The sequence below is a fragment of the Mycolicibacterium parafortuitum genome (assembly GCF_010725485.1).
Lineage (GTDB): Bacteria > Actinomycetota > Actinomycetes > Mycobacteriales > Mycobacteriaceae > Mycobacterium.
Window position 1 is genome coordinate 3008131 of record NZ_AP022598.1, and the last position, 16412, is coordinate 3024542.

Genomic DNA, 16412 nt, shown 5'->3' on the forward strand with positions numbered 1-16412 from the left:
CTACGCGGTCGGGGAGACCGGGGCGCCCTCGGAAGGCTGGACGATCACGAAACCGTTGCCGTAGAACGACACCTGCATGGCCTCGCCCGACCCGCGGCCGATCAGAGCGCCGGCCTTGAAGCTGGTCTTGAGTTGGGTCTGCAGGTTCGCCGACCAGGCCACCACGGCATTGGTGTCGGCGAACGTCGGCGCTTCGGCCGCGTCGAGCACCACCGGGGGTCCGTCCGTGGTCAGCGCCACCCAGCCGGTACCGCGCAGCGTGGTGTTGAACAGCCCGCCGGCGACCATGCTGCCGCCCCGGACACGCTCGATGTTCCAGTCCAGGCTCGACGAGAACGCCAGCACGTTCTTGCCGCTGATCGACAGCCCGGAGTTGTTCAGGTTGAGCAGGTGCACGTCATATGAGCGCTCGGCCAGGAAGACGTCACCCTGCCCCTGGCAGCGCATCAGCGGCAGTCCCTCGCCGGTCAGCGCCTTCTTGATGAACTTCGACGCGCCCCCGCCCTCGAAGGAGAATTCGACATTGCCCTGATACGCCACCATCGAGCCCTGACGCGCCATGAACGGCTCGCCCAAGCGGACCCGAAGCATCTTCGTGTTCTGGTTGGCGATCGCCTTGGCTTCCTTCTCGCTGAACCGGCCGTCGACGAGATCGCCGGTGATACCGGTGAATCCGTCGGCGCCGCCGGGCACCGGCTGCGCCTGCTGCGTCGGCGCCGCGCCGCCACCGAGCGGTGCGCGGTGTACCTGGCCGGCCTGGGACACCTGGTCGGTCCACTGCGCTCCGTCATGCCATCGGTAGTCGAACCGACCCTCGGGGTCCGGCTGCCAACTTCCCTGTCCGGGACCTGTCATCGCCGCCTCCTCTAGCGAAACTGCCGACATCACACTATGAGCCGACAGCGCGGGGATCAGCTGGCATTCTGACGGGATGGCCAAGGAAATCGACCGACAGCGGGCCCGGGGTGCGCTCTCCGTCGTCAAACAACACCCCGGCATGGTGCTGTTCGCGGTGTCGCCCGCATTGCTGGTGATCGCGCTCGTGTGGTGGTTGGTGAGCCCGGGATGGGCCCTCGTCCTGTTGATCGCCGGCCTGCTCGGCGGCGGCGCGGCAGTGGTTCTCAAGCGCACCTGACACAGCGGTTCCGCCGGCAGCGAACACCGCTCCAGCTGTGATGTAACGGTGTAATCATGTAAACATGCGACACCATCCCCACGGTCGACGAGCCCACCGCTCCGGCGGTTGGCAGCAGGCCGACCAACCCGACGCCACCGACGCCGCCGACTGGTTCGGCGGCCGTCTTCCCGATGACTGGTTCGACGGTGATCCCGAGGTCACCGTCGACCGCGAAGAGATCACCGTGGTCGGGCGCCTTCCCGACCCGGAGGGCCCCGAGAGCGAGGCCCGTGCGTCCGGACGGGCCGCCCGGTTCCGCGAGCAGACCCGTGCCGACCGGATGCGCATCGCCGACGAGGCCGAAGCCCGCTATGGCCGCAAGGTCGCCTGGGGGGTGCAGGTCGGCACCGGCGACGGCGCCGAGCGGATTCTGTTCACCCACCTGGCGGTGCCGGTGATGACCCGGTTGCGTCAGCCCGAACGGCAGGTGCTCGACACCCTGGTCGACGCCGGGGTGGCGCGGTCGCGCTCCGATGCGCTCGCCTGGTCGGTGCGGCTGGTCGGTGAGCATGCCGACGAATGGCTCGGCAAGCTGCGCGACGCGATGCGCGAGGTCGACGAGCTGCGGTCCGAAGGTCCGCAACTCTAGGGCGCGAGCCGCTCGACCGCCACGTAGGTCGAGCTCAACGCGGGGGTCTGCGACAGCGGATCGACCGGTCCGCCGTCGACCAGCAGATTGCGGTTGACCCCGAACGACTCCGGCGCCGATCCGCCTCGCGGGTCGAAAACCCTTGAGCCCCAGCCGTGATCGATGATCACCACACCGGGGCGGGGCTGGTCGGAGAGCGATGCCGCCAGCTCGACCGCGCCGACGGGGGAGTGCACCTTGACCCGGTCGCCGTCGCGGATGCCCAGTGACGACGCGTCATCGGGATGGATGACGACCTGGCTGCCCTTGCCGGACGGGTGCAGGCCGGGAAGCTCGTTCAGCCACGAGTTCATCGAGTGCCGGTGACGGCGGTTGGCCAGCTGGAGCGGGTATCCGTGCGGCGCCGCCGGTGCCGGCTCGGCCAGCAGTTCCCTTGTGCGCGCGACAAACTCGGGCGGCGCGACGTGCACCCGCTTGTCGGGGGTGCGCAGCGCGTCGCGGAAGTGCCCGTATTCGCGTGGCCCCAGCACCCAGCCGTGCCGCCGGGACCGCACCTCACGCCAGGAGAGCCTGCGCCCGTTGAACTTCCGCCCGGTCGCCACCACCAGCCGGTCCACCCAGTGCGGGGTGAACTCGAGTCCGGGGCGGCCGGTGGCCCGCGCCGCGGTCCGGGTGGCCTTGATGAACGAATTGAGTCCCTTCACGCCGAAGAGCGGCCTACCCATCGCGATGGCGAGATCGACGAAGATCCGCCACTCCTGGCGCGCCTGCGGCGGCGGATCGACGGCCTTGACCCCGTAGTGCAGGTACGGTTCGTCGCGCATGTTGCTGGTGAACGACAGCAGGTCGTCGCGCTCCAGCCAGTGCACGGCGGGCAGCAGCCAGTGCGCGTGGCGGTGGCTCTCCCGCTGGACGAAGTCGATCGCGACCAGCAGATCCAGTTGAGCCAGCGCCGCATCGAGGCGAGCGCCGTCCGGGCCGGAGACCACCGGATTGCCGCAGTTGATCACCATCGCCCGGATCTGACCCGGTCCCGGCGTGGTGATCTCGTCGGGCAGCTCGGCCAGCGCATGCGCGCCGGCCACCATCTCGCGGCCCGACACCCGGTTGCGGTGCGGGGCCGCCTTCACCAGGCCGGCCATCCGGATCGCGTCGACGTAGCCCGGTTCGAAGCGGCGACCGCCGGGCCGGTCCATCCGCCCCGTGATCACATTGAGCACATGGCCCAGCCACTCGCCGATCGTGCCGGTCAGATGCATCGACACCCCGGTGCGGGTGACCACCATCGCGGCCTTCGCGGTCGCGAAATCCCGTGCCACCGACTCGATCTGGCCGCGTGTGAGGTCGCAGCGGTGCGCCAGGTCGTCGAGGTCCGCGTCGGCGGCAAGCGCCCGTAGCTCAGCGATTCCGTGGGCGAGGTCGGTGCAGTCCTGCCTGTGCTCGAGACCCTCGTCGAGGATCACCTTGACCATGCCCAGCAGCAGCGCCCAGTCCTGGCCCGGGCGTATCGGCAGATGAACGTCGGCCCGCGCGGCCGAGTCGGTACGGACCGGGTCGACGACGACGATCGTCGCGCCGCCGGCCTGCCGGGCCAGTGCCCGGCGCCACCCGCCGGGCACCGTCTCCAGCCAGTTCCACGCGCTCACCGCCGGATTGGTGCCGACGAGCAGGAAGTAGTCGCAGTGGTCGACGTCGGACACCGGTGCCATCAGGATCGAGCCGTACATCGCCTGGGCGACCACATGCATCGCGTTCTGGTCCACCGACCCGACCGCGTAGCGGCTCCGGGTGCCGATCGCGTCGAGCCAGGCGTTCATGAAGATCACGTTCGACGACGAGAACCCGGCCGGATTGCCGTAGTACACCCCGACCGCGTCGGGGCCGGCCGCGTCGATGGCGGCGTTCATCCGGGCCGCGATGTCCCTGATCGCCTCGTCCCAACTCGCCTCGACGTAGCGCTCGCCGACGCGGCGCATCGGAGCCAGGATCCGCCGCGGGTGCTCGACCAGCCGTCCCGCGGTGCGGCCCTTGGCGCAGAAGTCCTGCCAGCTGTGCGGGTTCTGCTTGTCAGCGGAGATCTTGACCACCCGGTTGTCCGCGACAGTGACCTCGATGCCGCAGCCGGCCAGACAGTATCGGCAGAAAGTGTGCACGGTCTGCGTCATGCCGTCATGGTGCCCCGGGGCCACCGCAGCCGTCCCCGAAACGGAATTGAGCGAAGCGATTACCTGTTGACCATCGTCCAGTACTCGCCGCGACGGGCCAGCAGCTCGTCGTGTGTACCGCGTTCGACGATCTTGCCCGCCTCCATCACCAGGATCACATCGGCATCCCGGATCGTCGAAAGCCGGTGCGCGATGATGAAACTCGTGCGGTCCCGGCGCAGCGCGCGCATCGCGTGCTGGATCAGCACCTCGGTGCGGGTGTCCACCGAGCTGGTCGCCTCGTCGAGGATCAGCAGCTGCGGCCGGGCCAGGATCGCGCGGGCGATCGTGATCAGCTGCTTCTCGCCGGCGCTGATGTTGGTGCCGCCGTCGTGGATGCGGGTGTCGTAGCCGTCGGGCAGCGTGTGCACGAACCGGTCGACGTAGGCCGCGGTGGCTGCCTCGATCACGTCGTCACGCGTGGCGTCGGGGCGGCCGTAGGCGATGTTGTCGTAGATGGTGCCCGCAAACAGCCAGGTGTCCTGCAGCACCATCCCGATCCGGGAACGCAGTGATGCGCGGCTGACGGTGGTGATGTCCGTGCCGTCGAGCAGGATCCGACCCGAGTCGACGTCGTAGAACCGCATCAGCAGGTTCACCAGCGTGGTCTTGCCCGCGCCGGTGGGCCCGACGATCGCGACGGTCTGGCCCGGTTCGGCGACCAGCGACAGATCCTCGATCACCGGGGTTTCGGCCCGGTAGCCGAACCAGACCCGCTCGAATTCCACCCGGCCGCTGCGGCGGTCGGCGACGGCCGGCAGCGCAGGTGCCGGGTCGGCCGGCTCCTCGTCCGCGTCGAGCAGGTCGAACACCCGCTCGGCGCTGGCGATCCCGGACTGCATCGTGTTGTACATGCCCGCGATCTGGGTCAGCGGCTGGTTGAACTGCCGGACGTACTGGATGAACGCCTGGATTCCGCCGAGCGTGATCTGTCCGGTCGCGACCTGGATGCCGCCGACGACGGCGACCGCGACGTAGCTGAGGTTGCCGATGAAGATCGTGGCGGGGGAGACCAGCCCGGACAGGAACTGGGCGCCGAAGCTCGCGTGGTAGACGTCGTCGTTGAGGGCGCGGAACTCGTCCTCGGCGCGGGCGCGGTGGCCGAAGGTCTTGACGACGGTGAACCCGCTGTAGGTCTCCTCGATGTGGGCGTTGAGCCTGCCCGTGTTGGTCCACTGCGCGATGAACAGCTTGCGCGACCGCCGTGCGATCGAGCGGGTCACCCACAGCGACAACGGGACCGTCACCACCGTCAGCAGTGTCAGCATCGGCGAGATCGTCAGCATCATCACCAGCACCGCGAACACCGTCAGCACGGAGGTGAGCAGCTGGGTGATCGACATCGTCAGTGACTGCTGCAGGTTGTCCACGTCGTTGGTGACCCGGCTGAGCACCTCACCGCGCTGCCGGGAGTCGAAGTAGCGCAACGGCAACCGGTGCACCTTGTTCTCCACGTCGGCGCGCAGCCCGACCATGGTGCGCTGGACGACGACGTTGAGCAGCCGCGCCTGCAACCAGACCATCAGTGCGGCAACCAGATACAGCGCGAGCGCAAGCGTCAGCGTGCGTGCGACCGCGCCGAAGTCGACGCCCTGACCGGGCACGACGTCCATGCCCGACAGCAGATCCGCGTAGGTGGTGTCGCCGCGGGCGCGGGCGGCCTCGACCGCCTGCTCCTTGGTCATCCCGGCGGGCAACCCACGGCCGATCACCCCGTTGAACAGCAGATCGGTGGCATGCCCGAGGATGCGGGGACCGACGACGCCGATCGCGATGCCGCCGACCCCGAGCAGCATCACCGCGACGGTCATCCCGCGTTGCGGCATCAGCTGTTTCAGCAGCCGGACGGCCGAGCCCTTGAAGTCGCGGGAGCGTTCCTGCGGGGGTTCGGCCATCCGGATCCCGCGCGCGAGCGGCCCGCTCATCGGTCTCCCGCCGTCACCGACTGCGAGTCGGAGAACTCGCGGTACGCGTCGCAGGTCTGCATCAGTTGTTCGTGGGTGCCGGTGCCGACTACACGGCCGTCGTCGATGACCACGATCTGATCGGCGCCGGCGACGGTGGAGATCCGCTGCGACACGATCAGCGTCGTCGCGTCCGCGGAGACCTCCCGGATCCGCTCCCGCACTCGCGCGTCGGTGTGCACGTCGAGCGCGGAGAACGAGTCGTCGAACAGGTAGATCGCCGGCCGGCGGATCACCGCGCGCGCGATCGCCAGCCGCTGCCGCTGTCCGCCGGAGAAGTTCATCCCGCCCTGTGCGACCCGCATCCCGAGGCCGTCGGGATGGCCGGCGACGAACTCGTCGGCGCAGGCCACCCGTAGTGCCTCCCACATCTGGTCGTCCGTCGCATCGGCCTTGCCGTACCTCAGGTTGTCGGCGATGGTGCCGGCGAACAGGTAACCGCGCTGCGGAACCAGCCCCAGCGTGTTCCACAGGACCTCGATGTCGAGATCGCGCACGTCGACGCCGTCGACGCGGACCGCTCCGCCCGTCACGTCGTAGAGCCGGCACACCAGAGCCACCAGCGTCGACTTGCCCGAGCCGGTGGAGCCCACCACCGCGGTCGTCGTCCCGGGCCGTGCCGTGAACGAAACCTGCTGGAGCACAGCCCGCTCCGCACCGGCATAGCTGAAGGTCGCGTCGTCGAACCGGATCTCGCCGCGCAGCGCCGAGGGAGCGGATGGGGTGGGGGAGTTCGCGATCGCCGGGCTGGTGTCCAGCACCTCGGTGATCCGCTCCGCGCACACCGACGCGCGCGGGATGATCACCAGGATGAACGTCGCCATCAGCACTGCCACCAGGATCTGCATGAAATACGACAGGAACGCGATCAGCGATCCGACCTGCATCTGACCCGCGTCGATCCGCATGCCGCCGAACCAGATCAGCGCCACGCTGGAGATGTTGATCACCAGCGTGGTGACCGGCAGCATCAGCGCCTGCCAGCGTCCGGCCTCGATCGCGCTGTCGGCCAGCGCGGTGTTGGCCTCGGCGAACCGGTTGCGCTCGAACGGTTCCCGGGCGAACGCCCGCACCACCCGCAGGCCGGTCAGCTGCTCGCGCATCACCCGGTTGATCGCGTCGATCTGACGCTGGACCCGCCGGAAGATCGGCAGCAGCCGCGTCACGATCCCGTAGTTCGCCAGGGCCAGCACCGGCACGCTGACCACCAGCAGCCATGACAGCCCGGCGTCCTGGTGGATGGCCATGAAGATGCCACCGACGCACATGATCGGGGCGGTGACCAGCATCGTGGCGGTCAGCTGCACCAGCAGCTGGATCTGCTGCACGTCGTTGGTGGTCCGGGTCAGCAGCGACGGCGCGCCGAAGCGGGCCGTCTCCTCGGCCGAGAAGCCGGTGACGTGGTGGAACATCGTCGAGCGCATGTCGCGGCCCACCCCCATGCTGGCGCGCGACCCGAAGTACACCGCCCCGACCGCGCACACCACCTGCAGCGCCGTGACCGCGAGCATGACCGCACCCAGCTCCACGATGCGGCGAACGTCACCCTGCGCGACACCGTCGTCGATGATCGCGGCGTTGACGGTCGGCAGGTACAGCGTGGCCAGCGTGCTGACGACCTGCAGCCCGGCCACCGTTGCCAGCAGTGCGCGGTAAGGCCGGGTGAATCGTCGCAGCAGCTCCCAGAGCATCCCGTTACTGTCGCACACCGCCGCTATGCCGACGGCGCGGCGTTTGCACCTGAGAATCACATAAATGAGCAGGTCAGTCGGCATGTCGGTGGTTGACCCGATGGGGTGCCGCTACAGTGCATGGCGTGACTGGAAGCTACCGCGGATTTCGTCGGCCGGTGAAGGCCCTGGCCGTCGTCGCTGTGGCCGTGATTCCGGTGCTCGCGGCGTGTTCGGACTCCGAACCGCAGGGCCCGGTCGTGCCCTCGACGGAGGCGCCGCAGGAGAACATCTCGCACGGTCCGTTCTTCCCGCAGTGCGGCGGTGTCAGCGACGAGGAGGTCGGCGCGGTCACCGAGATCCCCGGGCTCGTCAACACCGCGAAGACCTCCGTGGGCTGCCAGTGGCTGTCCGGCGGCTCCATCCTCGGTCCGCACATCTCGTTCTCCTGGTTCCGCGGCAGCCCGATCGGGCGCGAACGCAAGACCATGGAGCTCTCGCGCACCAGCGTCGAGGATCTCAACATCGAGGGCCACGACGGTTTCATCGGCATCAACGAGGACCCGGATCCGAAGATCGGCGTCAACCTCTGCGAGGTCGGCATCCAGTTCGACGACGACTTCATCGAGTGGTCGGTCAGCTACGCCCAGCCGCCGTATCCGGACGCCTGCGAAGTGGCCAAGGAACTCACCCGCCAGTCGATTGTGAATTCGAAATGACCCGACGTCTGTTCAAAGCTGTGGCCGCCGCGGCCGCCGGCCTGGTCGTGCTGACCGGCTGCACACAGACCGTCGACGGCACCGCGGCGAAGTCCGGTACCGGCACCGTGCCCCGCAACGACAACTCCGAGCGCAAGTACCCGAACCTGCTCAAGGAGTGCGAGGTCCTGACCGAGGACATCCTCGCCGAGACCGTGGGCGCCGACCCGCTGGACATCCAGAGCACGTTCGTCGGTGCGATCTGCCGCTGGCAGGCCGCCAACCCGGCCGGGCTGGTCGACATCACCCGGTTCTGGTTCGAGACGGGCAGCCTGGACAACGAGCGTGACGTCGCCCAGCAGCTGGAGTACCAGATCGAGGAGCGCAACGTCGCCGGTATCCAGTCAATTGTCATGCGGCCCAACGATCCCAACGGTGCATGCGGGGTCGCCAGCGACGCCGCGGGCGTGGTCGGCTGGTGGGTCAACCCGCAGACACCCGGGATGGATGCCTGCGGAATGGCGATCAAGCTGATGGAGTTGACGCTGGCCACCCGGGCCTGACACTCAGCGCGCTCAGCGCGCGGTATGAAAATCCGTGAGCTCCGCCCCCCGCAACGCCCACTGATCCCACGGTGCGCTCGAGCGCAGCACCGCGATCGACGATGTCGGATACTTCTGCGAGATCTGCGCCGCCGCAGCGCCGTTACCGGACTCCTCGTCGGCCAGCCCGAGCGCGACCGACGACATCACCGGCTCGTGGCCGATCACCAGCAGCGTCGCGACCTCGTCGTCGAAGCGTGCCTGCACACCGTTGATCTCCTCGATGAGGATGCCCGCGGTCGCGTCGTAGAGCCGGTCTACGAACTGCACCGGCGCGGTGATACCGGTCTGTTCGAGCGTCTGGCGTGTCCTGGTCGCGGTCGAACACATTACCGCGTCCACCCCGCCGAACGTCGCGCGGATCCAGTCGCCGGCCAGCGCTCCCTCCCGGATACCCCGCGACGACAGCGGCCGATCGTGGTCGACCACCCCGTCCGGGTAGTCGGACTTCGCGTGGCGCAGCAGGAGCAGGGTGCGGCGTGGCTCGCTCATCCATTAAAGGTAGGCCATGCCGGTGCGCGTCCACAGACTTGTCGGCGGGCGGCCCTACAGTAGCGGTGCCCTCGAGGAAAACCACGGGAAAGGACGGGCTGAGATGCGATTTCTCCACACCGCTGACTGGCAGCTCGGAATGACCCGGCACTACCTCAACGGGGATGCGCAGCCACGGTATTCGGCGGCGCGCCGGGGTGCGGTGGCCGCGCTCGGTTCGCTGGCCGACGAGCTCGGGGCCGAGTTCGTGGTCGTCGCCGGCGACGTGTTCGAGCACAACCAGCTGGCCCCGCGTGAGGTCAGCACCGCGCTGGAGGCGATGCGCGCGATCAAGGTCCCGGTGTACCTGCTGCCGGGCAACCACGACCCGCTGGACGCGTCGTCGGTGTACACCAGCGCGCTGTTCACCTCGGAGCGGCCCGACAACGTCGTGGTGCTCGACACCCCGGGGGTGTACGAGGTCCGGCCCGGGCTGGAGTTGGTCGCCGCGCCGTGGTTCTCGAAAGCGCCGACCACCGACCTGGTGGCCGCGGCACTCGACGGTATCGAGGCCGACGGCACCACCCGCGTCGTCGTCGGGCACGGTGCGGTGGACATCCTGGTCCCCGACAAGGACCGTCCGTCGCTGATCGCCCTGGACGCGGTCGAGTCGGCGATCGCCCGCGGCGCGATCCACTATGTGGCTTTGGGGGACAAGCACTCCCGCATGGATGTCGGGTCGACCGGGCGCATCTGGTATTCCGGATCCCCCGAGGTCACCAACTACGACGACATCGAACCCGACCCCGGGCAGGTGCTGGTCGTCGACGTCGACGAGACCGACCCCGCCCGGCCGGTGCGGGTCGACGCCCGCCGTGTGGGTTCCTGGCGGTTCATGTCGCTGCGCTACACCGTCGACAACAGCCGCGACGTCGCCGACCTCGACATCAACCTCGACCAGATGCCGGACAAAGAGCGCACCGTGATCCGTCTCGGGCTGACCGGGACGCTGACGGTCACCGACCGCGCGGCACTGGATGCGTGCGTGGACCGCTACGCGCGGTTGTTCGCCGCGCTGGTGCCGTGGGACAAGCAGACCGACATCGCGGTGATGCCCGCCGACGGGGAGTTCGACGACCTCGGCATCGGCGGGTTCGCCGCCGCGGCGGTCGAGGAGCTGGTCAGCGCCGCGCGCACGACCGGCGACGACGCCGACGACGCCCGCGCCGCGCTGGCGCTGCTTCTGCGACTCACCGAAGGAGGCGCAGCGTGAAACTGCACCGGCTGGTCTTGACCAACTACCGCGGAATCACCCACCGCGACATCGAGTTTCCCGAACACGGCGTCGTCGTCGTCAGCGGCGCCAACGAGGTCGGGAAGTCCTCGATGGTCGAAGCGCTCGACCTGCTGCTGGAGTCCAAGGATCGCTCGACCAAGAAAGAGGTCAAGCAGGTCAAGCCGACCCACGCCGACGTCGGGGCCGAGGTCACCGCCGAGATCTCCGCCGGCCCGTACCGGTTCGTCTACCGCAAACGGTTCCACAAGAAGCCCGAGACGGAACTGACGGTGCTCGCCCCCAAGCGGGAACAGCTCACCGGTGACGAAGCCCATGAGCGGGTGCGGGCGATGCTCGCCGAGACGGTCGACCTCGACCTGTGGCAGGCGCAGCGGGTGCTGCAGTCCGCGCCGATGACCGCCGCCGACCTGTCCGGCTGCGATGCGCTGTCGCGCGCGCTGGACGTGGCCGCCGGCGAGGTCGACGACGACCCGGCCCCCGGCGGTGCCGTCGACACGCTACTGATCGACCGCATCGAGGAGGAGTTCCGGCGCTACTTCACCGCGACCGGCAGGCCCACCGGCGAGTGGTCGGCCGCGACCGCCCGGCTGCGTGACGCCGAGCAGCAGGTTGCGCAGTGCGCGGCGGCGATGGCCGAGGTCGACGACGCGGTGCGCAGGCACGCGGTCCTCACTGCCGACATCGCCCGCATCACCGACGAAAGCGCCGCTGCGGCAACACATCTGACGACGGCGATGCGGGCCGCCGAGGACGTCGCGAAGCTGCGCGCGGACCTGGACCAGGCCGCGCTGCGCGCCCAGGCCGCCGATGCCGCGCACGCGGCATCGCAGACCGCGTTGACCGAACGCAGGCGCAGCCGCGCCGAGATCGACGAGCGCAACGCGGCGATCACCCGGCTGCAGGCCGAATCCGCCGCCGCCGCCGACGATCTCGATACCGCCGCCGAGGTGAAGACCGCCGCCGACGAGGCCGCCGAGGCCGCCCGGGAAGCGCTGAGCGCCAGCCAACAGCGCGCCGACACCGCCCGCGCCGCCGTGCAACGCCTGGCCGACCGCGAAGAGGCCGACCGGTTGGCCGCCCGGCTCGCCACCATCGAGCGGCACCAGCGCGAACTGGACGCCCTCAGCGCTGAACTCGCGACCATCACGCTGACCGACAAGCTGATGGCCGCGATCGAGCAGGCCGCGGCCATCGTGGACAGGGCCGCCGCGGCCGTCGAAAACGCCTCGGCCCACGTCGAATTGGTGGCGACGACCGACCTCGAGGTCACCGTCGGCGACACCACCGTGACGCTGGACGCCGGCGGACGGTGGGAGGCCGGGATCTCGGCAGCCACCGGTGTCGATGTCGCGGGGGTGCTGTCGCTGCGCATCACACCGGCGGCGTCAACGGCGGCCACCCAGGAGAAGCTCGACCTGGCGACCGCCACGCTGGCCGAGGCGCTGCGGCATGCCGGTGTCGACGACCTGGCCGCGGCGCGGTCGCTCGACCTGCGCCGCCAGGAGCTGCGGGCCGCGTGCCAGCAGGTGCGGGCGGTCCTGGAGGCGCTGACCGTCGACGATTCCGCCGACGACCTGCGGGCCCGGCTGGCCGCCGTCCAACAGCGGTTGCCGGCCGAGGACGGGCTGTTCGACGCCGACCCGGCCGCACTCGAGCCCGCTGCCCAGCGGCTGGAACTCCTCGAGGCGACCGCGGCGCATCAGGAGGCTATCCGCGACTGCGAGACACACCGCAAGGTCGCCGAACAGGCCGGACGGCTGCTGGCCGAACGCGAACTCAACGCCGCCAGGATCGCGCAGAAGCTGCAGTCCGCGCAGCAGGAGCTGGCCGCGATCACCGAGCGGCTCGCCGAGCAGCGTGCGCTGCTGGCGGACGACCACCTCGCCCTCAAGGCCGAGGCCGACGCCGAGGCGGCCGCGAAAGCCGGCGCGACGGTTGTCCAGCTGTCCGAGGAGTTGGCCAGACACCAGCCCGAGGCGGTCGCGGCCGCGCTCGCCGACGCGCAACGATCCGTCGCGGTGGTCACGGCACGGCGCGAGGAGGCGGCCGAAGCGCTGCGCGAGGTGGCCGCGCAGCTGAAGGTGTTCGGCACCGAGGGACGCAAGGGCAGGCTCGACGCCGCCGAGACCGAGCGCGAACACGCCCAGGCCGAGTTCACCCGGGTGCAACGGCGCGCCCGTGCCGCACAGCTGCTCCGATCGGTGATGGGCAGGCACCGCGACGCGATGCGACAGCGCTACGTCGACCCGTTCCGCGGCGAGGTGGAACGGTTGGGCCGCATCGTGTTCGGCGAATCGTTCGAGGTCGACGTCGACAGCGCGCTGCGCATCGAGCACCGCACGCTGGGCGGACGCACCGTGCCGTACGACTCACTGTCGGGCGGCGCGAAAGAGCAGCTCGGCATCGTGGCCAGGCTGGCCGGCGCGGCGCTGGTCGCCAAGGAGGACAGCGTTCCCGTGGTGATCGACGACGCGCTGGGCTTCACCGACGCCGGCCGGTTGACCAAGATGGCCGAGGTGTTCGACGCGGTGGCCGGCGACGGCCAGGTGATCATCCTGACCTGCAGTCCACAGCGCTACGCCGACGTGCGCAGCGCCCACCACATCGAGCTGGTCGCGGGCTGACCCCGGCGGCGTGCGCGGCGCCGGCGGGGCACAATGAGCGCGATGACGATGAATGCGAGGCGTCGCCGCGTGCACGCCAAGCTCGCGGCACTGCCCGGGGTGCGGCCGGTTCGCAGGCCGGTGCATCCCGGCGGGGATGACGCGTTCGACGTCTACTACGTGCGGACCGGCCGCAAATCGGCTCATCCGCTGGTCGTCATCCCGGGCGGGCCCGGCGCGGCGTCGATCGCGCTGTATCGGACGTTCCGCAAGCATGCCGCGCTCGCCGGTCTCGACGTCATCATGGTCGAACACCGCGGTGTCGGACTGTCCCGCCACGACGACTCCGGCGCCGACCTGCCCCCCGACGCGTTGACGGTCGACGCCGTCGTCGACGACATCGCCGCGGTGCTCGACGACGCCGGGGTCGAGCGCGCCGATGTGTACGGCGCGTCCTACGGCTCCTACCTGGCCGCCGGGATCGGCGTGCGGCACCCGGGCCGGGTGCGGTCGATGGTGCTCGACTCTCCGCTGCTGTCGGCCGACGACATCATCGATGTACGTGCCCAGGTTCGGCGGGTGCTGTGGGACGGTGCGGCGGGGCCGGGAGTCGCCGCCGAGGTCCGGCAGCTGGTGGCCCGCGGCGGCCTGACGTCCGAGGGGCTGCTGCTGGCGATCGGCCTGTACGAGCTCGCCGGCCCCGAAACGCTGCGCCGTCAGCTGGACCTGTTGCTCGCCGGTCGCGACCGGCTCTGGAAGCTCGCCGAGACCGTCACCAAGTTCGTGACCGAACGCAGGACCGCGTTCCACCACGAGCCGGACCTGGTGGAACGGATCGCCTTCCGCGAGTTGAACTATGGCGCGGTACCCGACGGTGAGCCGCTGGACCCTGCCGTCGCGCTGCGCGGAATGGCCACCGGCGACGCCGACTTCGTCGCCGAACCCTACGATCTTCGGTCGGCGATGCCCGGCTTCACCTGGCCGACGGCGGTGATCTCCGGCGGCCGTGACCTGACCACGCCGCCGGCCGTCGCGCGCCGTGCCGTCGAGTTGATCCCGGACTCGGTGCTCGTCGAACTGCCCACCGCAGGCCACAGCATCCTCGACATCCGTGAGCATGCGGCGCTGGAGATCTGCAAGGTCGTCAGCGCCGGGCGCATCTCCGAACTGCCCTCACGCGGTGGCGAATTGGACGCCATGCCGGCCAACCTCTCGATGCGGCTACTGGTCGGTGCGATCGCGGTGGCCGCCCGGGTGGAATCGGCGGTGCCCGGTGCGGCGCCGAAGGCCGTGCGGGCGGGCACCGGCCAGACGACCTGATCGAGTTCTGCACCAGGGTTGTGCCGACGGTGGCATCGCGACCCTGGTGCAGAAGTCGCGGCCCCCAGCATCTCCAAGGACCGCTGGCCCTACTTCATGAAGCCGATCGCCGAGAAGTTCAGGTCACCGATCCCGGACGGGCCGTAGTTGGCGAGATTGCTGCGCACGGCGGTGTTGCCCGGTGCCTGGAACAGCGGAAGGCTGTGGCCGATCGCCCAGACCATCTTGTCCAGTTCGTTGGCCAGGGTGCGTGCCTTGGCGGTGTCCAGTTCCGAGAGTGTCTGTTCGATCTTCGCGTCGATCTCCGGGCTGCCGATCTTGCCGTAGTTGCTCTCGCCACCTGTGGCGAGCGTCTGGTTCAGGCTGCTCAGCGGGAAAGCGTCGCCGCCCCAGGCGAACTGCGCGATGTCGAAGTTTCCCGGCGTGATGAAGTCACTGAACAGCCTGCCGCCGGCGGCCGGTACCAGCTCCAGGTTGACCCCGATCTGCGCGAGCTGGTTCTGCGCGATCTGGGCCACGCTACGGGTGCTTGCACCGTCGTAGAACACGTCACGGAGGGTCAGCCGCTTGCCGTCCTTCTCCCGGAACTGGCCGTTGAGTTTCCAGCCCAGCTCGTCGAGTTCGGTCTTGGCGGCCTCGGGATCGAATTTGATGCTGTTGTCCTGGTAGCCCTCCTGGCCGGCCAGGTAGATGTGGTTGTTCAACGCTGTGGGCGCGTCGGTGAGCCCGCGCTGGGTGACCGCCGCGATCGCCTGCCGGTCGATGCCCTTGCTGATAGCGGTCCGCAGCGCGGGATCGGCCAGCAACGCACCCTCGCTGCCGTTGAACGTGAGGTGGTACCAGTTCGGGGCCGGGGCGCGGCGGATCGTGACACCGTTGGCCCGCCGGGCGCGCTCCAGATCGTCGAGCGTCGCCAGTCCCACCGAGTCCAGCGCGTTGTTCTCCAGCGCCGGGATTACCGCGGCGTCGTCGAGCACGGTGTAGGTCATCGAATCCAGCAGCGGTGGGGTGCCCCACCATTTCGGGTTGCGGGTCAACACGATTCGTTGGGCACCACGGTCGACCGCAGTGATCTCGAACGGTCCTGCCGACGGGCCGGGGCCGTTCAGGAACCCCTTGTTGAACGCATCGGGGTCCTGCGTCATCTCCTTCGGGAAGAGCATGCCGTTGCCGGCGAACATGCCCCGCCAGTCGGCGTAGTGACTGGCGAACGTGAGCACGGCCTGGCGGTCGTCGACACCTTTGGTGACCGACGCGACGCGCTCGCTGCCGTTGGGCGCGGCGAACAGGAACCGCTCGTCCTTGCCGCTGGTCGCGTTGATCTGCGCGGCCAGGTCCTCCCACGTGACGGGCCTGCCGTTGTTCCAGACGGCCTTCGGGTTGATCGTGTACGTGACGACCTGGGGTTCGGTGCTGGTCAGCTCGACACTGGTGAAGTAGTCGGTGTTGACGGTCATCTCGCCGTCGGGCTTGATGAAGAACGCGCGCGGAAGCGTCGGCCGGTACATGCGGCCCACCTCGCCGAGATTGCCGTCGATGTGCAGGTTGTTGAAGTTGGTCGGGAAACCGGTCAACGCCAGCCGCAGCGTCCCGCCTTGCTGCAGCGTGGCGGGATCCTGCGGGTTGATGTCGGCCGTCGCGCCGAGTTCGGCGCTACCGCCGGCCGACGGCGGCACCTGCTCCGCGCTGGAGCACCCCGAGAGCACCAGCGCGGCCACCGTTCCTCCCGCGAGCAGACGCGAAATCGCACTCCTGAGGCCCGAACGGTGCGACTTTGTGTCTGCTCGCGAGGAAAAGGTGTCCGTCATGCGCACCGA

Annotated in this window: 13 protein-coding genes; 7 read left to right on the forward strand and 6 right to left on the reverse strand. The window is 69.4% G+C overall.

Annotated features, from left to right (window positions below; translation table 11 throughout):
* Nucleotides 1-855: an AIM24 family protein gene (locus tag NTM_RS14535; RefSeq protein WP_163766700.1), complete on the reverse strand. Its 855-nt coding sequence runs from the start codon at nt 853-855 to the stop codon at nt 1-3.
* A gap of 76 nt (nt 856-931) precedes the next feature.
* Here NTM_RS14535 and NTM_RS14540 point away from each other — a divergent pair, with 76 nt between their 5' ends.
* On the forward strand, nt 932-1135 hold the full coding sequence (locus NTM_RS14540) for a hypothetical protein (protein ID WP_104865030.1): 204 nt from the start codon (nt 932-934) through the stop codon (nt 1133-1135).
* Nucleotides 1136-1199: 64 nt separating this feature from the next.
* Entirely contained in the window at nt 1200-1766 is a 567-nt protein-coding gene (abmR, locus tag NTM_RS14545; protein WP_104865029.1) for an ATP-binding transcription factor AbmR, read from the forward strand.
* Here abmR and NTM_RS14550 read toward each other — a convergent pair.
* From NTM_RS14550 to NTM_RS14560, 3 genes are read right to left on the reverse strand one after another with little or no spacing between them, the layout of a single operon-like run.
* The gene (locus NTM_RS14550; RefSeq protein WP_163766701.1) at nt 1763-3931 is read right to left on the reverse strand and encodes a molybdopterin-containing oxidoreductase family protein; all 2169 of its coding nucleotides are present in this window, start codon (nt 3929-3931) and stop codon (nt 1763-1765) included. The genes abmR and NTM_RS14550 overlap by 4 nt on opposite strands.
* Nucleotides 3932-3990: 59 nt before the next feature.
* A complete protein-coding gene (locus NTM_RS14555; RefSeq protein ID WP_163766702.1) occupies nt 3991-5895 on the reverse strand; it encodes an ABC transporter ATP-binding protein in 1905 nt (634 codons plus the stop codon).
* On the reverse strand, nt 5892-7625 hold the full coding sequence (locus tag NTM_RS14560) for an ABC transporter ATP-binding protein (RefSeq protein ID WP_163766703.1): 1734 nt from the start codon (nt 7623-7625) through the stop codon (nt 5892-5894). Before NTM_RS14560 ends, NTM_RS14555 begins: the two co-directional genes overlap by 4 nt.
* A gap of 116 nt (nt 7626-7741) precedes the next feature.
* Between NTM_RS14560 and NTM_RS14565 the strand changes: the two genes are divergently transcribed.
* Complete coding sequence (locus tag NTM_RS14565) at nt 7742-8323, forward strand: DUF3558 domain-containing protein (protein ID WP_104865025.1); 582 nt, start codon at nt 7742-7744, stop codon at nt 8321-8323.
* Nucleotides 8320-8865, forward strand: a complete 546-nt coding sequence (locus NTM_RS14570; protein ID WP_163766704.1) for a DUF3558 domain-containing protein — start codon at nt 8320-8322, stop codon at nt 8863-8865. Before NTM_RS14565 ends, NTM_RS14570 begins: the two co-directional genes overlap by 4 nt.
* 12 nt (nt 8866-8877) lie before the next feature.
* Here NTM_RS14570 and NTM_RS14575 read toward each other — a convergent pair whose 3' ends face one another.
* Nucleotides 8878-9396 carry a SixA phosphatase family protein gene (locus NTM_RS14575; protein ID WP_163766705.1) on the reverse strand — a complete coding sequence of 173 codons (519 nt, stop codon included), beginning with the start codon at nt 9394-9396 and terminating at the stop codon, nt 8878-8880.
* A 103-nt stretch (nt 9397-9499) separates the two neighbouring features.
* On the opposite strand from NTM_RS14575, the gene NTM_RS14580 reads away from it, so the two are divergent.
* The 3 genes from NTM_RS14580 to NTM_RS14590 are packed head-to-tail and all read left to right on the forward strand — an operon-like array spanning nt 9500 to nt 14595.
* Nucleotides 9500-10648 (forward strand): metallophosphoesterase family protein, encoded by a 1149-nt coding sequence (locus tag NTM_RS14580; RefSeq protein ID WP_163766706.1) that lies wholly within the window; start codon nt 9500-9502, stop codon nt 10646-10648.
* Nucleotides 10645-13296 (forward strand): AAA family ATPase, encoded by a 2652-nt coding sequence (locus tag NTM_RS14585; RefSeq protein WP_104865021.1) that lies wholly within the window; start codon nt 10645-10647, stop codon nt 13294-13296. The genes NTM_RS14580 and NTM_RS14585 overlap by 4 nt, the downstream gene beginning before the upstream one ends.
* A 42-nt stretch (nt 13297-13338) precedes the next feature.
* Nucleotides 13339-14595: an alpha/beta fold hydrolase gene (locus NTM_RS14590; RefSeq protein WP_163766707.1), complete on the forward strand. Its 1257-nt coding sequence runs from the start codon at nt 13339-13341 to the stop codon at nt 14593-14595.
* A gap of 89 nt (nt 14596-14684) precedes the next feature.
* Here NTM_RS14590 and NTM_RS14595 read toward each other — a convergent pair whose 3' ends face one another.
* On the reverse strand, nt 14685-16403 hold the full coding sequence (locus tag NTM_RS14595; protein ID WP_163766708.1) for an oligopeptide ABC transporter substrate-binding protein OppA: 1719 nt from the start codon (nt 16401-16403) through the stop codon (nt 14685-14687).
* Between the last annotated feature and the right edge of the window lie 9 nt (nt 16404-16412).